Origin of the sequence: Micromonospora sp. NPDC085948 (assembly GCF_040686315.1) — a bacterium.
Lineage (GTDB): Bacteria > Actinomycetota > Actinomycetes > Mycobacteriales > Micromonosporaceae > Micromonospora.
In genome coordinates this window covers 34214-59272 of sequence record NZ_JBFBJW010000015.1, presented here as the reverse complement: position 1 = coordinate 59272, position 25059 = coordinate 34214, and the positions used below count along the sequence as shown (strand labels likewise).

Sequence of the window (25059 nt, the reverse complement as noted above, 5' to 3'; positions counted from 1 at the left end):
CGGCGGCGACGCGTCAAGGGGTCGACGGTCCGTACAGGCCGACGAGCAGGCGATGCACGAACGCGCGGAACTCACGCCGCTCCCGAGCGCCCGGCGCACCCGCGGCCAGCGCCACCACGTGACCGTGGGTCGCCCACACCAGGCTGCGGACGGTGATGTGCGGGGTCGGCTCGGCCAGCGCCCCGGCCGCCGCGGCGGCGGTGAGCAGCTCCGCGACCAGCCGGTACAACGGCTCGGCGTACCGCTTGTCGAGCTCGTCGTGCCGCTGCGGTTCCAGCCAGCGGCGCAGCCACAGCGCGGTGGTCTCCGGGCGGTCCTCCAGAAAGTCGACGAAGACGTCGACCAGGTCGTGCAGCGCGCGCCGGGAGGCGTCCGGCCCCGCGTCGAGGGCCGCGCGGGCCTGCTCGGCGGCGCGGGTGAGCACCTCCTGCTCGGCGGCGAAGACCCGGGCGAAGCAGGCGTCGTAGAGCGCCGCCTTCGTACCCGTGTGGTGCGCGACCGTGGCGACGTCGACCCCGGCGGCGGCGGCGACCTCCCGCAGCCCGACGGCGTCGAAGCCACGCTCGGCGAACAGCGCGGTCGCCGCGGTGAGCACCACCTCCCGGGTCGGCCGGGTCTCGTCGCGGCGGGGCCGACCGGGACGGCGGCGGGGCATGGTCATGACCGCCATTCTGCCCCTAGAATCCAGCAACCGTTGGATTACCGAGGGGATGCGGCGATGACCGGGCTCGACCGGCGGCCCGTGGCCGCCACCGACGCGACGCTTGCCCGTGGTCCCCTGGCGGGCTTCGCGGCCGGCTCGCTCGGCATGGGTGTCTGGGTGACAGTTCCCGGCCTGCTGCTGCTGTACTTCCTCACCGACGTGCTGGCGGTCGGGCCGTGGTTGGCCGGCCTCGCGCTGCTGCTGCCGAAGATCGCCGACGTGCTGCTGCACCCCTGGGTGGGGCACCGCGCCGACGTCGAGCAGACCCGCCGGGGCGACAGGCGTCGCCTGCTGCTGCTCGGCTGTGCCCTGCCGGTCGCGTTCGCCGCGCTCTTCGCGGTGCCCGGCGGCCTGACCGGCGTGCCGGCGGCCGCGTGGGTGGCGGTGTTCTTCGTCGCCGGCAACCTGCTCTTCGCCGCCTACCAGGTCCCCTACCTGGCCACCCCGGCCGACCTGCGGATCGGTTATGACGAACGCACCCGGCTGATGGCGTTCCGGATGGTCGTGCTGACCCTGGGGATCCTGCTCTCCGGGTTGCTGGCCCCGCTGCTCACCGGCGGCGACGCCGCGACCCGGGGCGGCTACCAGCGGATGGGGGTGGTCCTCGCCGTCGGCATGCTGGCCGCCATGCTGGTCGGTGTCGCCGGCATCGCCCGGCTGCGCGGCGGCGCGGCGGACCCCACGCGAGCGGGGCACGGCGGGTGGCGGGCGCTGCGCACCGCGCTGCGCGACCGACAGTTCCGCTGGCTGGTGACCGCGTACCTGGCCATGTCCACCGCCACCCACCTGGTGCTCGCCGGGGTGCCCTACTACGCCGAGTACGAGTTGCGCGCGCCCGGTCTGACCACGGTGCTGGTGGCCGCGTTCGTGGCGCCGGCGCTGCTGGTGACCCCGGCCTGGCTGGTGGTGGCCCGCCGGGTCGGCAAGCAGCGGGCGTTGCTCGGCGCGCAGGGCACGTTCGCCCTCGGCTCGCTGGTGCTCGCGGTGGGTCGCCCGGCCGGACTACCGGTGCTGATCGGCGCGGTGGCAGTGCTCGGGGTGGCGTTCGCGGGCATGCAACTGCTGCCCTTCTCGATGCTGCCCGACGTGATCCGCGCCGCCGCGAGCGACCGCGCACCGACCGCCGACAGCACCGGTGCCGCCGCACCGACGGGCGCCGGCACCTACACCGGGGTGTGGACGGCCACCGAGGCAACCGGCGCGGCCCTGGGCCCGTACGCGTACGCGCTGTGCCTGGCCGTCGGGGGTTTCGTGGCCTCGACGGCCGGTGAGTCGCCGACGCAGCCGGACGCGGCGCTGGCGGCGGTCCGCTACGGCTTCGGGGTGCTGCCGGCGGTGGCGATGCTCGCGGCGCTGCTGCTGCAACGCCGCTACACCCTGGACGCGAGCGCCCGCGCCGCGAGCTGACCCCGCCGCGGTGCGCCGGGCGGCGCCGCCCGGCACTAGACTGCCACCTCGATGGACGCCCAGCCCACCACCACCGAGACCCGCCCGTGCGCCCACTGTGGACTGCCGGTGCCGCAGCGTGTCGGCGCGGGCCGACCGTTTCGGTACTGCCGGGACAACGACGGCGCCTGCCAGCGCGCCTCCCGCAACAGCCGGATGCGCCACCGCAACGCCCCCGGCCTGCCGGGGCAGGTGGCCCGCACCTGGGAGGCGGTGGACCGCCTCGACCAGATCGTCGAGACGTTGACCGAGTCCCTGCACGCCGAGTTGTCACCGGTGGGTGTGCAGCGCCAGATCGCCCAGGCTCGCGCGGAGGCCGCCACCGAGGTCGCGGCGGCGCAGACCGAACGCGACGAGGCCCGCGACGACGCCGAGGCCGCCGCCGCCGACGCGGCGCGGGCCCGGGAGCAGGCCCGCACGGCTCTCGCCGACGCCGACGAGGCCCGGCGACGCGCCGAGCAGGCCACCGAGGCCACCGAGCGGGCGCACCAGCAGGCCACCGCTGCCGACGAGCGGGCGCGGCACGCCGAGGCCGCCCGCGACCAGGCCCGCCACGACGTCAGCGCCGCCGAGGCGTTGCGCGCCCAGGCCGAACGCGACCGGGACCAGGCCCGCGCCGAGGTGCGGGATCTGCGCACGCAACGCGACGCCGAGCGGCAGCGGGCGGCCGACCTGACCGCTGAACGCGACGCGGTCCGCGCCGACGCCGAACGAGCCACCCGGGTCGCCGCCGACGCGACCGAACGGGCCGGCCGGTGGCAGGCCGAGGTGCAGGACGTGCGCCGCCAGATCGAGCAGGCCCGCGCCGACGCCGCGCGCGCCCGCGCCGAGGCCGCCGACGCCACGCGGGCGCGGGAGCAGGCCGACCGGGCCCGCGAGCGCGCCCAGGTCGCCGCCCGCGAGGTCGACGACGCCCGGCAGGAGGTCGCGCAGGTGGCGGCACGGCTGCGCGCGGAACTGGCGGCCACCGAAGCCCAGCGCGACACGCTCACCGCCGAGCTGACCGCCGCCCGGCAGGCGGCGGCCACCGCCGAGAGCCAGGTCACCGCCCTGACGGTACGACTCGACGCGGCTGAAGGCGGCCGGGACCTGGCTCAGCAGCGGGTGGCGCAGCTCGGTGACCAGGTCAGCGACCTGGCGGCGGCGCTGGCCCGGCTCGGCTCGGTGCCGACAACCGGTTGAGCCGCCCGGGGGCGCAACTTCCGCCGCCCCCGGGCGGTTAACCTCCCCGGTGGCAGCGGATCCACACCCCCGTTGCGACAGGCCTGGGGATCACCCGGCCGGGTGCGTGTCCCGGCCGGCTACCCTTGGTCGCGGCCCCACCCGTGGACGCCTCACGCCCTCGGGCGGGAATGGCTCGACGGGAACGCGCCGTTACACCCAGAAGACCAGCACCACGAACGAGGGGAAGTCGATCATGGGCGAGCGTATGCTGCGCGGAAGCCGCCTTGGCGCGGTGAGCTACGAATCCGACCGCAACACGGAGCTCGCGCCGCGTCAGACCCGCGAGTACCTCTGCGCCAAGGGCCATCAGTTCGAGGTGCCGTTCGCCGTCGACGCCGAGGTCCCGATGACCTGGGAATGCAAGTTCGACGGCAGCGTCGCCCGACTCGTCGACGGCAACGAGCCGGAGCAGAAGAAGGCCAAGCCGCCGCGTACCCACTGGGACATGCTGCTGGAGCGGCGTTCGATCGCCGAGCTCGAGGACATCCTCGAGGAGCGTCTGCAGGAGGTTCGGACCCGCCGCGGCCGCGCCTGAGCCGCACGACACACGGCGCCCCCGGGATCATCCCGGGGGCGCCGTCGTGTCCGCGTGTGATGCTGAGGCTAGCGACCGGGCTCGATGATCTCGCCCTCGATGGCCCGACCGCCGTCGACGACCACCGGCTGCTGCGGCTGCGGGGCCGGTTGCGGCGCACCCTGGCGCACCCGCACCGTGCGGGGGCCGAACAGGTCACCGGCGACCATCGACGACACCCGCCGCTCGGTGGCACGTCGCACCCCCGCGCGGGCCAGTCGACGCACCGGAGGCACCAGCAGCAGCAACCCGATCAGCCCGCTGACCAGCCCGGGCGCCGCCAGCAACAGGGCGCCGCCCAACCCGACGAGCCCGTCGGTCACCTGCCCACCCGGTGGTTGCCCGGCCGCCGCGGCGGAGCGGAAACCACGCCAGGCGCGCATCCCCTCCCGGCGCAGCAGCACCAGGCCCAGCAGGGACGCGGCGAACACCAGCAGCACCGCCGCCCCGAACCCCAGCGCCCGTCCGACTCCGACGAACACCGCCAACTCCAGCACCACCGCCAGCAACAGGGCCAACGGCACGAACCTCAGTCCTCGGCGCATCTCACCTCATCGCCATTCCCGCGACACCATGGACGTGTCCCGCTCATCCAGCATGACACGGCCGCGCTCACGACCATCGCGCCTGCGGCGCCTCACGGCCACCGCGCCTGACCGGTGGTGGTGCCATGTAGGCCACGGCGTACCGCCTGCCGCCGGTCCTGCACACCCCAGGCGGTGATCCGCCACAGCGCCTCGGCCACGATCCGCGGGCTCATCTTGCTGTCCCCGTGTTCCCGTTCGGCGAAGGTGATCGGCACCTCCACGATCCGCACCCCGGCCCGGTGCGCCAGCCGAGACAGCTCCACCTGGAACGAGTACCCCTGCGACGTCACCGACTCCAGGTCGATGGCGTCCAACGCGCTGATCCGGTACACCCGGTAACCGCCGGTGGCGTCCGAGACGGGCATGCCCAGGGCGAGGCGCGCGTACAGGTTGCCGCCGCGCGACAGCAGCAGCCGCCGCAGCGGCCAGTTGAGCACCCGCGCGCCGCTGGTCCACCGTGACCCGATCACCACGTCGGCGTCGCGGGCGGCCTCCAGCAGCGCCGGCAGGTCCTCCGGCGCGTGCGAGCCGTCGGCGTCCATCTCCACGACCGCCTGGTAGTCGCGCTCACGCGCCCACCCGAACCCCGCCAGGTACGCCGCTCCGAGGCCCTGCTTGCCCCGGCGGTGCAACACCTGCACGTGCGCGTCGCCGTCGGCGAGGGCGTCGGCGATCGCGCCGGTGCCGTCGGGGCTGTTGTCATCGGCGATGAGGATCCGCACCGCCGGGACGGCACGTCGGACCCGACCCACGATCGAGGCGATGTTGGCCGCCTCGTTGTAGGTGGGGATCACCACCAGCACCCGGCCCACGCCCGGCACCTCGTCCGGGCGTCGGATCGTATCGGTCGCCTGGATCATGGTTCCTCCGCTCCCGCCGGCGTACCGGCTGTTGCTACCCGGGCATGACCCGCTGCCGCCGGCGCAGCACCGCCGCGCCGACCAGGGCCGCCACGGCCAGCGCGGCGAGCGTCACCTCCGGCCACCAGCCGAGGCGGGTGGCGAGGGTACGTCCGTCGTCGAGCCGCAACTGCCGCACCACGACCTCCCGGGTGTTGAACCCGGTGGCATCGCTTACCCGCCCGTCGGGTGCGACGAACCCGGACACGCCGACCGTGGACGCCATCAACGCCGGTCGGCCGTGCTCCACCGCCCGCAGCCGCACCATGGCCATCTGCTGGCGGGCCTCCGCCACGTTGAAGGTGGCGTTGTTGGTCTGCACGACCAGCAGCTGCGCGCCGCCGTCGACGGTGTCGCGGACCACGTGGTCGTAGGCGACCTCGAAGCAGATCACGTCGCCGAGCACGGCCGGGCCGGCGCGTACCACGCCCGGGGTGCTTCCGGGCACGAAGTCGCTGCGGATCAGGTCGACCTGCTTGCTGACCATCCGGGCGATGTCGCGCAGCGGCACGTACTCGGCGAACGGCACGGGGTGGCGTTTGGTGTACAGCTGGTCCAGGTCGGCGCCGGTGCCGGGGTGCCACAGGATGCCCGCGTTGCGGACCTGCCCGGGGCCGGGGCCGAGCAGCACTGCCCCGACGAGGATCGGCGCGCCGATCGTGTCGGCGGCCTGGGAGATCCGCGCGCCGGCCGTGGGGTTGCGCAGCGGGTCGATGTCGCTGGAGTTCTCCGGCCACACCACCAGGTCGGGGCGACGTTCCTGACCGGCGGCGACCCGCGCGGCCAGCTCGATGGTGGCGTCGACGTGGTTGTTGAGCACCGCCTGCCGTTGGGCGTTGAAGTCCAGGCCCAGCCGCGGCACGTTGCCCTGCACGATCGCCACGGTGGTGGTGGCGCCCGACCCGGCGGTGGCGACCGGCACGAGCAGGCCCCCAGCGGTCAGCGCGAGGGCCACGGCGGCCGGTGCGGCCACCGGCGCCCAGAGGCGAGCCGACGTGACCCCCCGCCCGCCGTCGGCGTCCTGGGAGCCCTCAGCGGGCGAGGTGGGGGGACGGGCGGCGGCCCAGCCCCGCCACGCGGCGGTGACCAGCAACCCGCCCACGAGCGCCGTCGTGAAGGTCACCAGCGGCGCGCCGCCCAGCGCGGCCAGACGCAGCAGCGGGGAGGTGTCCTGACTGAACGCCAACCGCCCCCACGGGAACCCACCGAACGGGGTGCGGTCGCGCAGCGCCTCCTGCCCCACCCACAGCAGCCCGGTCAGCACCGGCCACGCCCAGCGGACCCGGTCGGCCAGCGGCGACACCCAGGCGGTGGCCACGCCCAGCAGCGCCAGGTAACCGGCCTGCAGCAACGACAGCAGCACCCACGGCAGGTAACCGGTGTGCAGGTTCGTCCAGGCCAACAGCGGGGCGAACAACGCCACCCCGGTCAGGAAGCCCAGGCCGGCGCCGGCGCGCAACCGCCGCCGGTGTGCGGCGGCGGCCAGCAACGCCACCCCGACCGGCGCGAGCGGCCACACCCCGTACGGGGGGAACGCCACCAGCAGGGCCAGCCCGGCGGCCACGGCCAGGGGCACGGCGACCCGCAGCGGCAGCGGCCGACCGGTCCCGACCGGCTGACTCGGCGCGGCCGGGCTGTGGGTGTCGTCCCGGTCCAGAATCGTCACCGCTTCACCTCGATCACGGGGCGAAGGCTACCTGGCTGGCCTGCGAACCGACCGCATCGGGCCGGCCGGCACAGACCGCCCAGCGGACATGAAATCGGGGCGCGGCTCACGCCGCGCCCCGATGCTCCCAGGCCCTTCCCGGCCGGTGTGGCGAGGATGGGGTACGACGACCTTCGGACCGACCGGACGTGGACTGGCTGCCCCCGCCGGGCCGTTGTCTACTGGCCGTGCACCTCACCCTGCCCGTACACCGGTAACCGCGGCCGGTTCGCGCCGCCCCGCCGACCCCCGCCCGCTGGACCTGGCCGCCGCGACGATGACGCTGAAAATGTCGCTCGGCCAGCGGACGAGAGGACGAAGCGAACAACAGCCGCTTCCCGTGGTAGGACTCAAAGACGGTACGTGCCGACCCCCGTCGGTTGTCAACCCACCCCCGGCCTGTCGTGTGTTGCGACACGGCGTGTCGGGTCGGCGAGTCTCAATGCGTGCGTAGATGGTGGCGCAACAGCGCCCCCGCCGCCGCCCGGTGCTCCTCGGCGAGCAACCCCCCGGCGGCCAGCACGTACTCGGTGTCGACGACCGCGGCGGCGGCGCGCGGCAACGCCCACCCGCCGGCGTGGTCGGCCAGCACCGCCGCCAACACCTGCGCGGACGTGTCCGCCGAGGCGTGCCGCAGCACCCCACCGGAACCCACCAGCAACCGCACGTCGCGCAGGTCCCGCCCGGCCCGTTCACCGGTGGCGGCGCCGCGGGCGTGGCGGCGCAACGCCACCGTCGCCGCGAGGGTGGCGATCCGCCGGTCCACGGCCCGCTCGATGTCGTCGACAGCCAGAAACGCCGGGTCCGCGGCCCGACCCGCCGCGGCGGCGCTCAGGTCGTCGGCCTCGTCCGGGGTGAGCAGCCGCTCCTCGACGGCGGCCCGCACCACCCCGGGCGCACTCCACCGCATGCCCAGGTCACCCTCCACGGTACGGGCCCGCCACAGGTTCCCGGCGACCTGCCGCGCCGGCCCGCTGGCCCGCTCGTCGGGGGTGAGCACCGAGTACACGTCGGTGGTGGCACCACCCACGTCGACCACGGCGAGGTCACCGCCGAGGGTGTCGGCGAGCACCTCCACACCGGTGAGCACCGCGTCCGGGGTGGCCGCGCGCACCAGGCGCGCGAACCGGGTGCCCCTCGACAGTCGTTTGCCCCCGATGACGTGGCGTAGGAACACCGCGCGGATCGCCGCCCGCGCCGACGCCGGGGCGAGCACCCCGATGCGGGGCAGGACGTTCTCCGCGCCGGTCACCGGCACCCCGGCGGCCTCCAGCAACCCGGTCAGCTCGGCGCGCACGTCGGCGTTGCCCGCGTACACCACCGGGACCCGCCACCGGGCGCGGGCCAGGCGGGTCGCGTTGTGGGTGACCGTCTCGGCGTCACCGCCGTCGGTGCCACCGACGAGCAGCACCACGTCCGGGCGGGCCGCCCGCATCGCCGCCAGGTCCACCGCGCCGAGCCGACCGGCCGCCACGTGCACCACGTGCGCGCCGGCGGACAACCCGACCCGCCGGCCCGCCTGCGCGGTGACCAGCGGCTCGTAGCCGACCACGGCCAGCCGCAGCCCACCACCGGCCGACGAGCACACGTACCACGGCGCGTCGCGCACCCCCAGTCCGGCGGTGGCCGCCGCGACCGCGGCGTCCAGGCCGTGCAGCACGTCGGTGCCCACCGTGGTCGGCGCCGCCGCCGCGCCGACCAGCACACCGGCGGCCAGGTCCACCACCGCCACCTTCGTGTACGTGGAACCGACGTCCGCGCAGACCGCCAGGGTCACGAGCCGGCGGGAACGACCACGGTGCCGGTCGCGGTGACCGCCACGATCGGCGGGTCGAGGACCTCGGCGGCGGACGCGGAGCGCTCCGGTCGGCCCCGGCACACCACCGCACAGCTCAACTCCAGGGTGCGGCTGCGGGTGCCCACCCGCGACACCTGGGCGGTGACCTCGATGACGTCACCGGCGTGGATGGGCGCGTGGAAGCGCACGTCGGCGTAGCCGGCGAACAGGCCCTCGTCGCCGTCGGTGCGGATACACACCTCCGTGGCGACGTCGCCGAACAACCCGAGGGCGTACGCCCCGTCGACGAGGTTGCCGGCGTAGTGGGCGTGCGAGTACGGCACATACCGCCGGTGCGTCACCGTCAACCCGAGCCGTGCGTCGGTCATGCGTTCACCTTCCGTTGCGTGATCAGGGCGTGCACGAGGTAACTGGCCACCTCGCCGGGCGTGGTGCCCCGACCGAAGATCCGGTCCACGCCCAACTCGTCGGTCATCGACTCGTCGAACCGGGGACCACCGACGATCAACAGGGGCCGCCGGCCCGCCGGCATCGCCTCCCGGAACGCCGCCGACATCTCCCGGGTGTTGTGCAGGTGCGCATCGCGTTGCGTGACGACCTGCGACACGAGCACCGCGTCGGCCTTCTCCACCCTCGCTGCCTCCACCAACTCCGGCACACTGACCTGCGCGCCCAGGTTGGTGACCTTCAACTCCCGGTAGTACTCCAGGCCCTTCTCCCCCGCGATGCCCTTGACGTTGAGGATCGCGTCGATGCCCACGGTGTGCGCGTCGGTGCCGATGCACGCCCCGACGACGGACAGCTTGCGCCGCAACCGCTGCTTGACCACCGTGTTGACCTCCTTCGCCGACAGCAGCGCGAAGTCCCGTTCCACCACCTGCACCGCGTTCAGGTCGACCAGGTGGTTGACCCGCCCGTAGACCACGAAGAACGTGAACCCGTCACCCATCGGCTTGGCGTGCACCACCATCGCCGGGTCGATGCCCATCTTGTTGGCCAGCTGCACCGCCGCGCCCTCGGCCCGCTTGTCGTGGGCCACCGGCAGGGTGAACGACACCTGCACCATCCCGTCACCGGTGGTGTCCCCGTACGGGCGCACGATCTGCTTGCCGGTTCGCTCGCTGCGCTCGCTCACGCCGCCGCCTCCAGGATGTCGGTGGCCGGATTGCAGTAGTCCGCCTCGTGCGCGGCCACTCCCGACAGGCCCTTGCCCCGGTCCGCGGGCCGCTTCATGATCCCGAAGGTGCCCTCGGCGATGGCCGTGAGCAACGTCTGCTCCCCGATGCGCTCCAGCAGGTCCAGCGCCTCACCGAGAACCTGGTTGGCGCGGCGGCGGATGAACCCATCCGGCGCCGGCACGAAGTCCTCGTGCAGCCCACCGGCGGCGCCCAGCACGTACCGCACGTTCTGCAACGCGATGTCCCGATCCGACAACCACGGTGTCACCACCGCCTCGGTCATCATCCCCACCAGCAGGATGCCCTGACCGGTCAGCGCGCCCGCCAGGTTGAAGAACCCGTCGAGCAGGTTGCCCCGGAACACGTCACCGGTCATGTGCTTCGTCGGCGGCATCCACTTCAACGGCGCGTCCGGGAACAACTCCCGGGCCAGCAGGGCGTGCGCCAACTCCAGGCGGAACGACTCCGGCACGTCCGGGTTGATCTCGAACGCGTGCCCCAACCCCAACTGCCAGTCCGCCAACCCCGCCTCGTGCGCGAAGAACTCGTTGAGCAGCTGCGACACCGTCACCGTGTGCGCCTCGTCGACCGCGTCGGCGGTGGTCAGGTAGTTGTCCTCACCGGTGTTGATGATGATCCCGGCGCGGGCGTGCACCTGCCGGGAGAACCGCTGGTCGACGAACGTGCGCACCGGGTTGATGTCGCGGAACAGGATCCCGTACATCGAGTCGTTCAACATCATGTCGAGGCGTTCCAGCCCGGCCAGGGTCGCCATCTCCGGCATGCACAACCCCGACGCGTAGTTGGTCAACCGCACGTAGCGGCCCACCTCCCTCGACGACTCGTCCAACGCCGCCCGCATCAGCCGGAAGTTCTCCTGCGTGGCGTACGTGCCGGCGAACCCCTCCCGGGTCGCACCCTCGGGCACGTAGTCCAGCAACGACTGACCGGTGGAGCGGATCACCGCGATCACGTCCGCGCCCGCCCGCGCGGCGGCCTGCGCCTGCGGGATGTCCTCGTAGATGTCCCCGGTGGCCACGATCAAATAGATCCACGGCCGCTGCTTCGGGTCACCGTGGCGCTTGATCAGCCGGTCCCGCTCGGCGCGCCGCCGGTCGATGCGCCGAATGCCCGCGCCGACGGCCCTGCGCGCCGCCGACCGGGCGGCCGTGGCGGCCCGCCCGGTCGGCAGGTCGAACCGCACCGACCCGGCGGCGGCCTTCTGCGCCAGCAACGTCACGTCGGTGCCGCCCTCGCGGGCCAGGGCGTCGAACACCGGCACCGCGACCCCGTGACCCAACCCGACGTCCGCGGCAACCGCGTCGACGAGCCGGTTCACCCACGGAATCCCGTCCGGGTCCGCACCGGTCACCCCGGCCAACCGCAGCACCGCCCGCTCCACCGACACGGTGGTGTGGCTGCGGGCCAGGTCCACCACCGGCTGCCCGGCCCGACGCGCCAACTCCCGCGCCCGTGCCACCAGCACCGGATCAAGATCAAGCTTCCCGGTCATGATGACCCTTCCTCGTAGATGACCTCACCGCGCAGCACCAGCCGCCGGCACACCGGCAACGGCGTCGGGTCGTCCGGACCCCGCACCTCCGGATCCTCGGCCAGCAACACCGGCAGTCCCCGCTGCACCCCCGCCGGCGTCGACCACACCGCGAACGTCGCCGGCGCGCCCAACGCGAGGACCCCCTCGACGTCCAGGTGCACCGCCCGCCACCCACCACGGGTGTGCGCGGCGAACGCCGAACGCACACTCATCCGCTGCGTCGGGTTGTGGTGCGCCGCCGCCGCCCGCACCGACCCCCACGGATCCAACGGCGTCACCGGCGAATCCGACCCGAACGCCAACGCCACACCCACCGAGTGCATCGCGCCCATCGGGTTCGACTCCAACGACCGGTCCAACCCCAACCGCGACTCGTACATCCGGCCCGCGCCGCCCCACAACCTGTCGAACGCCGGCTGCATGCTCGCCACCACCCCGAACTCCACGAACCGCGCGATCAACCGCTTGTTCATGATCTCCGCGTGCTCGATGCGGTGCCGGGCCGCGCGCAGCCGCTCCACACCCAACGTCGCCGCCGCCGCCGCGAACCCGTCCAGCACCGTGCCGATCGCCGCGTCACCGATCGCGTGGAACCCACCCTGCACACCGTGCGCCGCGCAGTCCAACAGGTGATCGCGCACCTGCTGGGTCGTCAGGTACCCGTGCCCGCACCCGGCGCCGTCGCCGTACTCCTGGGACAGATGCGCCGTCCGCGAGCCCAACGCGCCATCGGCGAACAGGTCACCACCGGCGCCCACCGCACCCAACTCCCGGGCCCGCGCCGCGCCACCCAACTCACCCCAGTACCCGTACACCTCCGGCAACCCCGCACCCGAGATGCCCAGCAGGCCGGTGAAGTCCTCCTCGTCGGAGATCTCCGGCCCACCACACTCGTGCACCGCCGCGATCCCCAACGACGCCGCGTGCGACAGGGCCACCCGCTGCGCGGCGACCCGCTGCGCCCGACTCACCGACCCCTGCGCCGCGGCCCGCACCACGTGGTGCGCGTCGCGGCGCAACCAGCCCGACGCGTCGTAACCGACCGCCCCGACCACCTCCGGGCACGCCGCCAGCATCGCCGACGACACCAACGCCGAATGCAGCGACGCCTGCGACAGATACACCCGCCGTCCACCAGCCGCCCGGCCCACCGCCGCCGCGTCCGGCAACGTCGCATCCGACCAGCCCGACTCGTCCCAGCCGTGCCCCAGCACCACCGCGTCCGCCGGCAGACCCGCCGCGAACCCGGCCACCGCGTCCAGCAACTGCCCCGCCGACCGCACCCCGGCCACATCCAGCCCGGCCAACGCCAACCCGGTGTCCGTGGCGTGCACGTGCGCGTCGACGAACGCCGGCGTCACCAGCGCCCCACCCAGATCCACCACCCGGTCGGCCGGCGGCGCGTCACCGTCGGTCCCCAACCAGGTGATCCGCCCACCGGACACCAGCAGCGCGGTGGCGCTCGGGTCGGCGGGGCAGTGCAGCACACCGCCGCGGTACAACGTCGAGGGGTTCGTCATGACTCTCAGTCTGCCGCGATCCGCGCCGCGAAAAGCTGACGCACGCCCGGCTCGGCCCGCAACAGGCCCAGCGCCAACTCCGCGTGCCCCGGCACGTACCCGTTGCCCACCAGCATCGTCACGTCCGCCGCCAACCCCTCGGCGCCCAACGCCGCCGCGGAGAAGCTCGTCGCCATCGAGAAAAAGATCACCGTGCCGCCGTCCGCGGTGGCCAACACCGCCCCGTGCTCACACCCCGGCACGTCCACGCACACCACCGTGACGTCCGCCGGCGCCCCCAGGGCCGTGGTCACCGCCGTGGACAACCCCACCGGGTCCCGCGCGTCGGCCAACGCCACCACCGACGCCAGGCCGGCAGCCGTCAGCGCGTCGCGCTCCGCCGCCACCGGCACCACCCCGACGGTACGCGCGGCACCGGCCCGCCGCGCCGCGGCGAGCGACAGCGACCCACTCTTGCCCGCCCCGCCGATCACCGCGACCCGCACCGGCGTCGGGTCACCGAGGCGACCGCGCTCCTCGACGTAGCGCGACACCACCCGGGCGGTCAGCGCGGGCGCCCCGCACACGTCCAGCACCGCCAGGGACAACTGCGGATCCTCGTCGTCGGGCAGCACCGCGGCGATGGACCGCGCGAACAGGATCGCCCACCCGTCACAGGGCACCTGCTCGCTGCGCCCGTCCCAGCGGGCCAACCCGTCGGTGATCACCAGGGGCGTCAGCGTCAACGACACCAGGGTCGCGACCCGCTCCCCCGCCCTGAGCCCGAGCGGGGAACGCCGGCCGGCCTCCTCGACCGTGCCGATCAGCATGCCGCCGGACCCGGTCACCGGGTTCTGCATCTTCCCCCGGGTGGAGATGATCTCCAACACCTCGGCGCGGACCGCGGCGCCGTCCCCACCGTGCTTCTCCGACAACTGCCGGAAGCTCGCCGCGTCCAGGTTGAGCCGCTGCACCCGGATCCGCACCTCGTTCGGCCCGATCGCCGCCGACGCGTCCAGGCGCCACGCCGCCTGCGGCAGCACCCCCGCCGGTTGCACGACACGGTGCAAGCCCACCGGTGACGTCACGCCAACCTCCCCCAGCCGCCGCCCGAAGCCCCCCGGTCAAGGCTCGCGTAACGGGAAAACTTACGGCAGACTAGTTTCTGCACCGAATATTTTCCAGTAGCCTTCGGGCCTTGCTGATCAGCCGTAACACCGAGGAGGGGCCGTGACCCAGACCCAACCGGTTGAGACCATCCCTCAACCCCGTCACGCCCCGGTCGCCGTACCGACCGCCGGGCAGCCCTACGAATACCACCGCCGCCCCCTGGTCGAACCGGACTGGACCCGCTTCCCCGGCTGGCGCCACATCACCCGCGACCAGTGGGAATCCGCCCAGTGGCAACGCGTCAACTGCGTCAAGAACACCAAGCAGCTCCGCGCCGTCCTCGGCGACCTCGTCGACGACACCTTCTACGCCGACCTCGAGGCCGACCAGCAGGCCATGGCCACCATGTCCATGCTGGTGCCACCCCAAATGATCAACACGATGGTGCCGTTCGCGACCCCCACCACCGAGGCGCTGCTCGCCGACCCCATCCGCCGCTACATGATCCCGGTCGCCTCCGACCGACGCACCGACTGGCCCTCACACCCCTACGCCAGCCGCGACAGCCTCCACGAGCACGACATGTGGGTCGCCGAAGGCCTCACCCACCGCTACCCCACCAAGGTCCTCGCCGAACTGCTCTCCACCTGCCCCCAGTACTGCGGGCACTGCACCCGCATGGACCTCGTCGGCAACTCCACCCCCGCCGTCGACAAACTCAAGCTCACCCTCAAGCCCGTCGACCGCTACGACGCCCACATCGCCTACCTCAAGGCCCACCCCGGCGTCCGCGACGTGGTCGTCTCCGGCGGCGACGTCGCCAACGTCCCCTGGCGCAACCTCGAGTCGTACCTCATGCGCCTGCTGGAACTGGAAACGGTCCGCGACATCCGGCTCGCCACCAAAGCCCTCATGGGCCTCCCCCAGCACTGGCTGCAACCCGACGTCGTCGAAGGCCTGGAACGCGTCGCCCGCACCGCCGCCCGCCGCGGCGTCAACCTCGCCATCCACACCCACGTCAACCACGCCCAGTCGCTCACCCCACTGGTCGCCAGGGCCGCCCAGACCGCCCTCGACGTCGGCGTCCGCGACGTCCGCAACCAGGGCGTCCTCATGCGCGGCGTCAACGCCACCACCCCGGAACTGCTCGACCTCTGCTTCGCCCTCCAGGGCGAAGCCGGGATCCTGCCGTACTACTTCTACATGTGCGACATGATCCCCAACGCCGAACACTGGCGGGTTCCGGTCTGGCACGCCCAGCAACTCCAGCACGACATCATGGGCTACCTCCCCGGCTACGCCACCCCCCGCATCGTCTGCGACGTGCCCTTCGTCGGCAAACGCTGGGTGCACATGCTCACCGACTACGACCGCGAGCGCGGCATCTCCTACTGGACCAAGAACTACCGCACCTCCATCGAATCCGCCGACCTGGAGGCGCTCAACAAGCGCTACGCCTACTACGACCCGATCGACACCCTCCCGGCCGACGGCCAGCAGTGGTGGACCGCCCACCGCGACGACTGACGACCGTCAGGCACGGATACCGGCGACGACGAGGTCCGCCACCAGACCGATCACCCGGACGCTCGTCGTCGCCGGCAACCGCCGAAGCGACGCGATGGCCAGCAGCCCGGCCCGGACCTCGTCCGCGCCGACGCCGTCGCGCAGCACACCCGCGGCCCGCGCCCGCACCACCAGCACGTTCAACGCCTGCGCGTGCTCCCGCCGCTCCCGCTGAAACGCCGCACCCAACTCACCCGGCCCCAACAGCACCTCGTTGAGCTCCCGGTCATGGATCTGCCGCTCAGCGAACTCGCGCACCACGCCGGACAACGCCCGCCACGGGTCCGGGTCGTCGAGCGCCCGGCGCATCCGCACACCGCAGTCGTCCACCCGCTCGGCCAGGACCGCCGCCACCAACTCCGTACGCGTCGGGAAGTGCCGGTACAGGGTCGCCACACCAACCCCCGCCCGTCGCGCCACCTCCCGCATGGGCACCTCGAGCCCCGCCGACGCGAACGCCTCCCGAGCCGCCGCCATCACCCGATCACGGTTGAACCGGGCATCAGCACGCCGTATCTGAGACATCCCCGATTCGCCCCACTCTCACTTGACCCCACAGCGGAACAGCTGCTCCGTTTCCGGCCTACGGTACGACTACCACCATGTCAACCAGGCAGAGGAGCCCCTGATGTTCGCCGTGCAGTACAACCAGTTCGGCGGTCCCGACGTACTCCACCTCGGCACCACCGACGCGCCACAACCGCGGGCCGACCAGATCCGCATCCGTGTCCACGCCGCCGGGGTCTCCCCCGTCGACGTCGGCCTCCGCTCCGGCCGCACCCCGATGAGCGCCCAGCTACCGTTGCCACACATCCCCGGCGTCGACGCGGCCGGAATCGTCGACGAGATCGGCGACGACGTCGACGGCGTGACAGTCGGCGACCACGTCTTCGGCATCGTCGAACTGGCCCGGCTCGGCGGCGCCAGTGCACAGTTCGCGGTACTCCAGCTCTGGGCGCACAAGCCCACCGCCATGCCGTGGGCCCAGGCGGGCGCCGCGGGCACCAGCATCGAGACCGCCACCCGGGCCCTCGACCTGCTGGACCTGCGGCCCGGCATGACGCTCCTCCTCGACGGCGCCGCCGGCGGTGTCGGCAGCATCGCCGTCCAACTCGCCGCCGCCCGTGGCGTCCACGTCATCGGCACCGCCCGCGCCGAGAACCACGATTTCCTCCGCCAGCTCGGGGCGACACCGGTCACCTACGGCCCCGACCTCACCAACCGCCTCGACGCCCTGGGAGTGACCCGGATCGACCGCGCCCTCGACGTCGCCGGCGCCGGGTCCCTGAGCGAACTGCTCCGCCTCACCGACGACCCCACAGCAGTGGTCACCCTCGCCGACTTCACCGCCCCCACGTACGGCATCCGCCTGTCCATGGGCCAACTGGCCGGTGAGCCCGACGGCCGGCACGGTCTCGGCGCCGTCGCCGAACTGTTCGCCGAGGACCGGTTCAGGGTGCCGATCGAGGCGACCTTCCCCCTGGAGAAGGCGGCCGACGCACACCAGACGGCCGAGCGCGGATCCCGCCGCGGCAAGATCGTCCTGACCGTCGACGACGTACCGGAAAGCTGAGCCTCAGCCCTTCGCCAGCACCTCGGACAACGGCGCCGGCACCAGCCCGCGCTCCCGCAGCCCGGCCAGGATGTGCGGCAACGCCTCATCGGTCATCGCCGCGTTCGCCTCGGTCACATGCATGATCACGACCGACCCGGGGCGGACGTGGTCCAGGACCGCCCGCACCAGCGGCTTCCACGCGGTCGCGAACGGATCGCCGCTGACCACGTCCCCGTCGACGACAGTCACACCCAGCGGCGCCAGGGCATCCAGGGTCGCCGCGTCGTGGCACAACCCCGGAAAACGGAAGTACCGGGTCTGCCGACCCCCGTACGGCTTGATCACCTCGAACGTCTTCGCCACGTCGGCGGCCAACTTGTCCACCGGCAGCGAGGGCAGGTCGTAGCAGTCAGCGGTGAACGCCGCGTGCCCGTAGGTGTGGTTGGCCAACTCGAAGCGCGGATTGCCGGCGATCCGCCGCGCCACATCCGGATACCGCTGCACCCACTTGCCGGTCAGGAAGAACGTCGCCGGCACCTCTTCCCGCTCCAGCAGGTCGAGGATGCGCAGGTTCGCGTACGACTTCACGCGGCCGGCCCGCAGGCTGGCCAGCATGCCGTCGGTCATGTCCGCGTCGAAGGTCAACGCGACCTTGGCGCCGGTACGCGGGCCGTGATCCACCACCGGTGCCCGGGTCCCCACCCGCGTCGCACCCGGGACAGCCGGTGCGGCGGCGCTGGCCGACGGGGCCGCAGTGGTGGCGGACGAGCCGACGAAGGCCGGGCGCTCCGTCGGGGGCACCCGGGACGCCGAGCACGCGGCGCTGCCGAGGACAGCCGCCGCCACCAGTACGCCCCACCGGAAGCGAAGCCGAGGTCGATTCACGCCGCCGATCATCGCAGAAGCGAAGAACGCTCACCGTCCCCGAAGCGCAGGGCGGCAAGGGTCTCAGGTACCGCGGGGGGCGTACATGATGACCGCCACGCCGAGCAGGCACAGCGCCGCACCGGCCAGGTCCCACCGGTCCGGACGGAAACCGTCGACCACCATCGCCCAGCCCAACGAGCCGGCCACGAACACCCCGCCGTACGCGGCCAGAATCCGGCCGAAGTTCGCGTCCGGCTGGAACGTGGCGACGAAGCCGTAACAGCCCAGCGCCACCACGCCGGCGGCGATCCACCACAGCCCACGCTGCTCCCGCCAGCCCTGCCAGACCAGCCAGGCGCCGCCGATCTCGGCCACCGCGGCCAGCGCGAACAACACCAGGGAACGCAGCACGGTCACCGGCCGACACTAACCGCAGCACGCGACAGGTCCCCGGGCGGTCATGCCGCCCGGGGACCCGTGGACCGCTCAGGTCACTTCGTGAAGGAGTCCTTCATGTTGCGACCGGCGTCCTTGACGTTCTGACCGGCCTGCTTGGCGCGCGCGTCGCTCTCCTGGCTGGCGCCCTCGCCACGCATCCGCTCGTTGTCGGTCATGTCGCCGACGCGCTCACGTGCTGCGCCGGCCATCTGCTCGACCTTGTTCTTGGCCTTCTCGGTGAAGCTCATCGCGCCTCCTCGGTCTGGCGGTTGTCCTCGTTCGCTTGCCCGGTCTCCGGGTGCCGAAACCGGTGGTGCCGGTCGGCACACCCGCTCAGGCATCCTAGGAAGATAGGTTGAGGGAGGGTCGCCTGCCGGCAACGGCCGCGATGGTTAACTGGCCGTATGGGAGAGCTCCTGCTGATCCGGCACGGCGAGACCACCTGGAGCGCCAGCCTCCGGCACACCTCGTACACCGACCTCGAGCTGACCCCCGACGGCGAGCGGCAGGCCCGCACCCTCGCCGCGTTCCTCGCCGGCCGGCGGTTCGCGACAGTGCTGGCCAGCCCCCGCGCCCGGGCGCTGCGCACCGCGCAGCTGGCCGGGCTCACCGTCGACGGGGTCGACGAGGACCTCAGCGAGTGGAACTACGGCGAGTACGAGGGCCGCACCACCGTCGACATCCACGCCGACGACCCGCACTGGAACATCTGGACCGACGGCTGCCCCGGCGGAGAGTCACCCGCGCAGGTGGGCGAACGGCTCGACCGGGTGCTGGCCCGGGTCACCCCACTGCTCGACCGTGGCACCGTCGCGCTTGTCGGCCACGCGCACAGCCTGCGCGTGCTCGGCGCTCGCTGGATCGGCCTGCCCCCGTCCGCCGGCGGACGACTGCGCCTGGAAACCGCCACGGTCAGCGCGCTCGGTCACGAGCACGGCCGGCAGGTCATCCTGCGGTGGAACCAGCCGGCTCCTCCGGCGCCCGGGACCGCGACCGACTCGATACCGCAGCGGTGACCTTCGGCGGCCGGTTCTCGTACGGGGTGGACAGCACCACGGTCGTCCGGGTCGTCACGTTGGCCGAGGTGCGGATCTCCTGCAGCAACCGCTCCAGGTCGGTGGGGCTGGCCACCCGCACCAACAACATGTAGAAGTCCTCCCCCGCCACGGAGTAGCAGGAGTCGATCTCGGGCAGGTGCGCGAGACGCTCCGGCGCGTCGTCCGGCTGCGACGGGTCGAACGGGCGGATCGCCACGAACGCCGTCAGGGGCAGGTCCAGCGCCTCGAACGACACCCGCGCGGCGTACCCCTTGATCACCTCACGCTGCTCCAGCCGGCGCACCCGCTGGTGCACGGCGGACACCGACAGCCCCACCTTCTCGGCCAGGTCGGTGTACGACAGTCGGCCGTCGGCGGTCAGCGCGGCGACGATAGCGCGGTCGATCTCCTCCACGGCGTGCAACCTACCGGGAAAACCGCCGCACGGCGACGCAGCGCCCTACGCGGCACCCGAGCGGCGGGCCGCGGCGGCTTCGCCGCGGCCCCACCAGCACAGGCCGACCTCAGCCCTGGGCGAGGGCCCGGGAGATCACCAGGCGCTGGATCTGGTTGGTGCCCTCCACGATCTGCAACACCTTGGCCTCACGCATGTACCGCTCCACCGGGTGATCGGCCACGTAGCCTGCGCCGCCGAGCACCTGCACCGCGTCGGTGGTCACCCGCATCGCCATGTCGGTGGCGAAGAGCTTCGCCTTGGCCGCCTCGATCGCGTACGGGCGGCCGGCGTCGCGCAGCCGGGCCGCGGCGAGGGTCAACGCGCGGGCGGCGGAGATCTGGGTGGCCGCGTCGGCGAGGAGGAACCCGAGGCCCTGGAAGTCGATGATGGAGCGGCCGAACTGCTGCCGCTCCCGGGCGTAGGACACCGCGTAGTCCAGCGCCGCCTGGGCCAGCCCCACCGCGCAGGCGGCGATGCCCAGGCGACCGGAGTCGAGCGCGGACATGGCGATGGTGAAGCCGGCGCCCTCGCCGCCGATCAGCCGGTCCGCCGGCACCCGCGCCTCGTCGAAGACGATCTGCGCCACCGGCGAGGCGCGCAGTCCCATCGTCCGCTCGGCGGCCTGTGGCTGAATGCCGGCCGTGCCCGCGTCGGCGAGCAGGCAGGAGATCCCCTTCGGCCCGGGTCCCCCGGTGCGGCAGAAGATGTTGTAGAAGTCGGCCGTCCCCGCGTGGGTGATCCACGCCTTGGTGCCGGACACCAGGTACGCGTCCCCGTCGCGAACCGCCCGGGTGCTCAACGCGGCCGCGTCCGAGCCGCCCTGCGGCTCGGAGAGGCAGTACGCGCCCAGCAGCTCGCCGCCGATCATGTCCGGCAGCAGTTTGCGCTGTTCGTCGGTGCCGAACGCGAACACCGGGTAACAGGACAGGGTGTGCACGCTGACCGCCTCGGCGACCGCGAGCCAGCGGCTGGCCAGGATCTCCAGCACCTGCAGGTAGACCTCGTAGGGCTGGGCCGCGCCGCCGTACTCCTCGGGGTAGGGCAGGCCGAGCAGGCCGGCGCGGCCCAGGGTCCGGAGTACGCCGCGGGGGAATTCGGCGCGCTCCTCGAAGGCGGTGGCGTTCGGCGCGAGCTCGCGGTCGGCGAGCTCGGTGGCGAGACCCAGCAGGTCGTGGGCCTCGTCGGTGGGGAGGATCCGGTCGACAGTCATAGCGCGATGAGCTCCGTGGGGGTGGTGTTGAGCCGTTGCACGCCGTCTGTGGTGCAGACGACGATGTCCTCGATGCGGGCGCCGTGCCGGCCCGCCAGGTAGACGCCCGGCTCGATGGAGAACGCCATCCCCGCCTCGATCGGGCGGTCGTTGCCCGCCACCAGGTAGGGCTCCTCGTGACCGTCCAGACCGATGCCGTGGCCGGTGCGGTGCAGGAACGCGCGGCCGTAGCCGGCGGCGGCGATCGGGTCCCGGGCCGCGGCGTCGGCGGCCGTCGCGGTGATCCCAGGCCGCACCGCGGCGACGGCGGCGCGCTGGGCGTCGTGCAGCACCGCGTAGTAGTCCAGGAAGTCCGCCGGCGCCGGCCCGCCCACCACGTAGGTGCGGGTGCAGTCCGAGCGGTATCCCGAGGCCATCGTGCCGCCGATGTCGACCACCACGGGCTCTCCGACGCCGATCGGCCGGTCCGAGGTGCCGTGGTGTGGGCTGGCGCCGTTCGGCCCGGCCGCCACGATGACGAAGTCGACCCGGACGTGTCCGGCGGCCCGGATCGCCGCGGCGATGTCCGTGGCGACCTCGGCCTCGGTGCGCCCCGGGCGCAGCCACTGCCCCATCCGCAGGTGCACCTCGTCGATCGCCGCGCCGGCCTCGGCGAGCGCGGCCACCTCCGCCGGGGACTTGCGCACGCGCAGCTCGCCCAGCACCTCGCCGGCGAGGCGTTGCGCGGCACCGGGCAGGGCGGCCCGCAGCGCGAGGACCTGCTCGGCCCACATCCGGTCGGCCAGCCCCACCGCCGCCGGCGGGCCGTCGAGGGCGGCGACGACAAGCGGGTACGGGTCGGTGCCGTCGAGGTGGTCGACGATGCGGACGCCGGTGGCCGGTGCCGCCTCGGCCGCCGGGCGTTCCAGCGTGGGCACGATGAGGGTCGGCTCGCCCTGGGCGGGCAGCACCAGGCAGGTCAGTCGCTCCCCCGCGTGGGCGTCGTAGCCGGTCAGGTACCGCAGGTCGGAACCGGGGGTGAGCAGCAGGGCGTCCAGCCCCGCAGCGGCGGTGGCGCGCTGCGCGGCGATCAGCCGGTCCGGCGGGTACAGCTCGTCGAGTCCCACGCCATCAGCTTAACGGTCGTTTGGGTAAACCCCCATATCGGCACCAGTGTCGGGGAATTCACAGATGTTGATTGACGCGGACAGTTAACACTCTTTAAGATTTGGCTGCCTCGAGGCCCACCCGTTCCTGCGTCCCGCACCGCCCGTCCGCGACAACCCGCGTGGGCGGGTGTCGTCCCCCGCCCACGGGAAGGCCCCCGATGTCCTCACCACTGCGCCGCGCCCTCGCCGCCGGCTTCCTCGCGCTGGCCACCGCCGGCGCCACCCTCACCGTCACCTCCACCGCCGCGCAGGCCGTGGTGCTGCCGAACAACTTCAAGAGCGTCGGCTACATGCCCTCCTGGGCCGGCAACATCAACACCATCCAGTACAACAAGCTCACCCACATCAACTACGCCTTCATCCTGCCCAACGCCGACGGCAGCCTGCAGGGAGTCGACGGGGGCCGGCTGTCCTCGCTGGTCTCGCAGGGACACGCCAACAACGTCAAGGTCTCGATCGCGGTCGGCGGCTGGAACGACGGCAACGACTCGGCCTTCGAAGCCCTGGCGGCCAACTCCGGCAGCCGGACCAACTTCGTGAACAACCTGGTCAACTTCGTCAACCAGTACAACCTCGACGGCGTCGACATGGACTGGGAGTACCCCGACCCGGGCACCTCGGCCAACAACTACACGGCGCTCATGACGCAGCTCGGCAGCGCCATGCACAGCCGCGGCAAGCTGCTCACCGCCGCCGTGGTCTCCGAGGGCGGCAGCGTGCAGGGCGTGCAGACCGCCGTCTTCAACCAGGTCGACTGGCTCAACATCATGGCGTACGACGGCGGCAGCCCACACGCCAACTACGACTGGTCGATCAACAGCATCAACCTGTGGAAGGCGCGCGGTCTGCCGGCCAGCAAGGCGGTGCTCGGCATCCCCTTCTACAGCCGCCCGGTGTACTACAACTACTCGTACATCGTCGGCCTGGACCCGGCGAACGCCAACCGGGACTGCGCCACCATCGGCGGGTCGCAGCAGTGCTGGAACGGCATCCCGACGGTCAAGCGCAAGACGCAGTGGGCGCTGGCCAACGCCGGCGGCGTGATGAACTGGGAGTTGAGCCAGGACACCAGCGGCTCGACCTCACTGCTCAGCGCCATGTACGACACCATCATGGGCGGCACCACCCCGCCGCCGACCGGGCGTACCGGCCGGATCACCGGCCTCGGCGGCAAGTGCGTCGACGTGGCCGCGGCCAGCACCGCCAACGGCGCCGCCATCCAGCTCTACGGCTGCAACGGCACCACCGCGCAGACGTGGACGGTGGCCGGCGACAGCACGCTGCGGGCCCTCGGTAAGTGCGCCGACATCGCCAGTGGTTCCACCGCCAACGGCGCGAAGGTCCAGCTCTGGGAGTGCAACGGCAGCGGCGCCCAGGTGTGGCAGGCGCAGTCCAACGGCACCCTGCGCAACCCGCAGTCGAACAAGTGCCTGGACGTCACGGACAACAGTTCCGCCGACGGAACCCGGCTGCAGATCTGGGACTGCTTCGCCGGCGCCAACCAGCGCTGGACGCTCCCGGCCTGACCGGCGTGGTCCCCGGTCCCCGGTCGACGCCCAGGCGTCAGCCGGGGACCGCCGCGTGTTCCCGGGCCAGGGTGAGCATCTCCTGCACCGAGCCGGCCGGGTCGGTGACCGGGAACTGCACGGCGCGCACCACCGCCGTCGGGTCGACGAGCAGCGTCAGCCGCTTGAACCGGGTCACCCCGCCGGCCCGGAAGACCGGCAGCAGCAGGCCCGCGGCCAGGCGGCCATCCTCGTCGGACAACAGCGGAAACGGCAGTTCGGCGTACGCGGCGAAGTCGGCGAGCTGGTCCGGGCGCTGGGTGCTGATCCCGTGCACCCGTACCCCGGCGGCCTGGAAGTCCGAGTGACGCGTGGCGTACGTGCGCGACTCCAGGGTGCAGCCCCGGGCGCCGGGGATCTCCCCCCAGCCCGGCGGGTAGCCGGGCGTTCCCGGCGCGTACGCCCCGGGGAAGAGGTAGAGGACCGCCCAGGTGTCCATCGTGGCCAACGCGACCGGCCGACCGCCGGGACCGGGCAGGGCTACCTCGGGCAGTCGCCGCCCGACCAGGTGGTGCGCCCGCTGCGCCTCGGCGGAGTCGGCGTCGGCCGTCGCGGTCAGCTCGCCGTCACCCATGAGATGCCTCGTTCCCCAGTCCTGTAGGGCGATCAGCACCGGCAGCAGCCCCTCGCCCCGAACGGTGAGCAGGTAGTCGTAGCGCGGTGGGTGCCGCGAGTAGGACCGACGCTCCAGCACCCCGTGCTGCACCAGGGCGGCGAGGCGTTCGGTCAACGCCCGCCGGCTGACGCCCAGCTCGCGTTGCAGCGCGTCGAAGCGGGTCGTTCCCCCGGCGACGTCGCGCACGATGAGGAACGTCCACCAATCCCCCAGCACGCCGAGCGCCTGCGCGATGCCGCAGTCCGCATCGGCGAGATCCTCTCGCCGCACCCTTTACCTCCGTCGGTCCCCACCGACTATAGTGCGTTCCAGATTGGAACGC

25 protein-coding genes are annotated in these 25059 nt (G+C 72.9%); 7 read left to right on the top strand and 18 right to left on the bottom strand.

Features of this window, described 5'->3' with window-relative positions; translation table 11 throughout:
* Nucleotides 1-13: 13 nt before the first annotated feature.
* Nucleotides 14-661: a TetR/AcrR family transcriptional regulator gene (locus AB0O48_RS28580; protein WP_357572823.1), complete on the bottom strand. Its 648-nt coding sequence runs from the start codon at nt 659-661 to the stop codon at nt 14-16.
* 57 nt (nt 662-718) lie between these two features.
* Here AB0O48_RS28580 and AB0O48_RS28575 point away from each other — a divergent pair, with 57 nt between their 5' ends.
* From AB0O48_RS28575 to AB0O48_RS28565, 3 genes are all read left to right on the top strand, one after another.
* The gene (locus AB0O48_RS28575; protein WP_365069228.1) at nt 719-2110 is read left to right on the top strand and encodes an MFS transporter; all 1392 of its coding nucleotides are present in this window, start codon (nt 719-721) and stop codon (nt 2108-2110) included.
* A 51-nt stretch (nt 2111-2161) separates the two neighbouring features.
* Nucleotides 2162-3331, top strand: a complete 1170-nt coding sequence (locus AB0O48_RS28570) for a hypothetical protein (RefSeq protein WP_357572825.1) — start codon at nt 2162-2164, stop codon at nt 3329-3331.
* Between the two features lie 235 nt (nt 3332-3566).
* Nucleotides 3567-3908, top strand: a complete 342-nt coding sequence (locus AB0O48_RS28565) for an RNA polymerase-binding protein RbpA (protein ID WP_030489777.1) — start codon at nt 3567-3569, stop codon at nt 3906-3908.
* Nucleotides 3909-3976: 68 nt separating this feature from the next.
* Here the strand turns inward: AB0O48_RS28565 and AB0O48_RS28560 are convergent, their stop codons facing one another.
* From AB0O48_RS28560 to AB0O48_RS28520, 9 genes are all read right to left on the bottom strand, one after another.
* A complete protein-coding gene (locus AB0O48_RS28560; RefSeq protein WP_357572826.1) occupies nt 3977-4492 on the bottom strand; it encodes an FxsA family protein in 516 nt (171 codons plus the stop codon).
* Nucleotides 4493-4584: 92 nt separating this feature from the next.
* Nucleotides 4585-5394, bottom strand: coding sequence for a polyprenol monophosphomannose synthase (locus AB0O48_RS28555; protein WP_357249502.1), 810 nt, complete (start codon nt 5392-5394; stop codon nt 4585-4587).
* A gap of 34 nt (nt 5395-5428) precedes the next feature.
* The gene (gene lnt, locus AB0O48_RS28550) at nt 5429-7027 is read right to left on the bottom strand and encodes an apolipoprotein N-acyltransferase (protein ID WP_365069273.1); all 1599 of its coding nucleotides are present in this window, start codon (nt 7025-7027) and stop codon (nt 5429-5431) included.
* A 550-nt stretch (nt 7028-7577) separates the two neighbouring features.
* Nucleotides 7578-8915: a glutamate mutase L gene (locus tag AB0O48_RS28545; RefSeq protein ID WP_357572827.1), complete on the bottom strand. Its 1338-nt coding sequence runs from the start codon at nt 8913-8915 to the stop codon at nt 7578-7580.
* On the bottom strand, nt 8912-9304 hold the full coding sequence (locus AB0O48_RS28540) for a hotdog domain-containing protein (protein WP_365069227.1): 393 nt from the start codon (nt 9302-9304) through the stop codon (nt 8912-8914). Before AB0O48_RS28540 ends, AB0O48_RS28545 begins: the two co-directional genes overlap by 4 nt.
* On the bottom strand, nt 9301-10071 hold the full coding sequence (locus AB0O48_RS28535) for an OAM dimerization domain-containing protein (RefSeq protein WP_357572828.1): 771 nt from the start codon (nt 10069-10071) through the stop codon (nt 9301-9303). The genes AB0O48_RS28540 and AB0O48_RS28535 overlap by 4 nt, the downstream gene beginning before the upstream one ends.
* Complete coding sequence (locus AB0O48_RS28530) at nt 10068-11627, bottom strand: lysine 5,6-aminomutase subunit alpha (RefSeq protein WP_365069226.1); 1560 nt, start codon at nt 11625-11627, stop codon at nt 10068-10070. Before AB0O48_RS28530 ends, AB0O48_RS28535 begins: the two co-directional genes overlap by 4 nt.
* Entirely contained in the window at nt 11624-13189 is a 1566-nt protein-coding gene (locus AB0O48_RS28525) for an amidohydrolase family protein (protein WP_365069225.1), read from the bottom strand. The genes AB0O48_RS28530 and AB0O48_RS28525 overlap by 4 nt, the downstream gene beginning before the upstream one ends.
* A 5-nt stretch (nt 13190-13194) precedes the next feature.
* The gene (locus AB0O48_RS28520) at nt 13195-14244 is read right to left on the bottom strand and encodes a zinc-binding alcohol dehydrogenase (RefSeq protein ID WP_357249690.1); all 1050 of its coding nucleotides are present in this window, start codon (nt 14242-14244) and stop codon (nt 13195-13197) included.
* 154 nt (nt 14245-14398) lie between these two features.
* On the opposite strand from AB0O48_RS28520, the gene AB0O48_RS28515 reads away from it, so the two are divergent.
* Nucleotides 14399-15805 (top strand): lysine 2,3-aminomutase, encoded by a 1407-nt coding sequence (locus AB0O48_RS28515; protein ID WP_357249520.1) that lies wholly within the window; start codon nt 14399-14401, stop codon nt 15803-15805.
* Nucleotides 15806-15811: 6 nt separating this feature from the next.
* Here the strand turns inward: AB0O48_RS28515 and AB0O48_RS28510 are convergent, their stop codons facing one another.
* The gene (locus AB0O48_RS28510; protein ID WP_357572847.1) at nt 15812-16321 is read right to left on the bottom strand and encodes a helix-turn-helix domain-containing protein; all 510 of its coding nucleotides are present in this window, start codon (nt 16319-16321) and stop codon (nt 15812-15814) included.
* A gap of 151 nt (nt 16322-16472) precedes the next feature.
* Between AB0O48_RS28510 and AB0O48_RS28505 the strand changes: the two genes are divergently transcribed.
* On the top strand, nt 16473-17417 hold the full coding sequence (locus tag AB0O48_RS28505; protein WP_357572831.1) for an NADP-dependent oxidoreductase: 945 nt from the start codon (nt 16473-16475) through the stop codon (nt 17415-17417).
* A 3-nt stretch (nt 17418-17420) separates the two neighbouring features.
* Here the strand turns inward: AB0O48_RS28505 and AB0O48_RS28500 are convergent, their stop codons facing one another.
* From AB0O48_RS28500 to AB0O48_RS28490, 3 genes are all read right to left on the bottom strand, one after another.
* A complete protein-coding gene (locus AB0O48_RS28500) occupies nt 17421-18284 on the bottom strand; it encodes a polysaccharide deacetylase family protein (RefSeq protein ID WP_357572832.1) in 864 nt (287 codons plus the stop codon).
* Between the two features lie 63 nt (nt 18285-18347).
* On the bottom strand, nt 18348-18683 hold the full coding sequence (locus tag AB0O48_RS28495; RefSeq protein ID WP_357249529.1) for a YnfA family protein: 336 nt from the start codon (nt 18681-18683) through the stop codon (nt 18348-18350).
* A gap of 74 nt (nt 18684-18757) precedes the next feature.
* Entirely contained in the window at nt 18758-18952 is a 195-nt protein-coding gene (locus AB0O48_RS28490; protein WP_124856785.1) for a CsbD family protein, read from the bottom strand.
* A 156-nt stretch (nt 18953-19108) separates the two neighbouring features.
* Here AB0O48_RS28490 and AB0O48_RS28485 point away from each other — a divergent pair, with 156 nt between their 5' ends.
* The gene (locus AB0O48_RS28485; RefSeq protein WP_357249533.1) at nt 19109-19720 is read left to right on the top strand and encodes a histidine phosphatase family protein; all 612 of its coding nucleotides are present in this window, start codon (nt 19109-19111) and stop codon (nt 19718-19720) included.
* Here AB0O48_RS28485 and AB0O48_RS28480 read toward each other — a convergent pair.
* The 3 genes from AB0O48_RS28480 to AB0O48_RS28470 all read right to left on the bottom strand — a co-directional run bounded on the left by AB0O48_RS28480 (nt 19650) and on the right by AB0O48_RS28470 (nt 22514).
* Entirely contained in the window at nt 19650-20156 is a 507-nt protein-coding gene (locus AB0O48_RS28480; protein ID WP_357249536.1) for an Lrp/AsnC family transcriptional regulator, read from the bottom strand. The two genes, AB0O48_RS28485 and AB0O48_RS28480, sit on opposite strands and share 71 nt — an antisense overlap.
* A 109-nt stretch (nt 20157-20265) precedes the next feature.
* Nucleotides 20266-21408, bottom strand: a complete 1143-nt coding sequence (locus tag AB0O48_RS28475) for an acyl-CoA dehydrogenase family protein (RefSeq protein ID WP_357249539.1) — start codon at nt 21406-21408, stop codon at nt 20266-20268.
* Nucleotides 21405-22514, bottom strand: coding sequence for a Xaa-Pro peptidase family protein (locus AB0O48_RS28470; RefSeq protein ID WP_357249542.1), 1110 nt, complete (start codon nt 22512-22514; stop codon nt 21405-21407). Before AB0O48_RS28470 ends, AB0O48_RS28475 begins: the two co-directional genes overlap by 4 nt.
* Before the next feature lie 200 nt (nt 22515-22714).
* Here AB0O48_RS28470 and AB0O48_RS28465 point away from each other — a divergent pair, with 200 nt between their 5' ends.
* On the top strand, nt 22715-24082 hold the full coding sequence (locus tag AB0O48_RS28465; RefSeq protein ID WP_357572833.1) for a glycosyl hydrolase family 18 protein: 1368 nt from the start codon (nt 22715-22717) through the stop codon (nt 24080-24082).
* Between the two features lie 37 nt (nt 24083-24119).
* On the opposite strand, the gene AB0O48_RS28460 is transcribed toward AB0O48_RS28465, so the two are convergent.
* The gene (locus AB0O48_RS28460) at nt 24120-25007 is read right to left on the bottom strand and encodes a winged helix-turn-helix transcriptional regulator (protein WP_357572834.1); all 888 of its coding nucleotides are present in this window, start codon (nt 25005-25007) and stop codon (nt 24120-24122) included.
* Between the last annotated feature and the right edge of the window lie 52 nt (nt 25008-25059).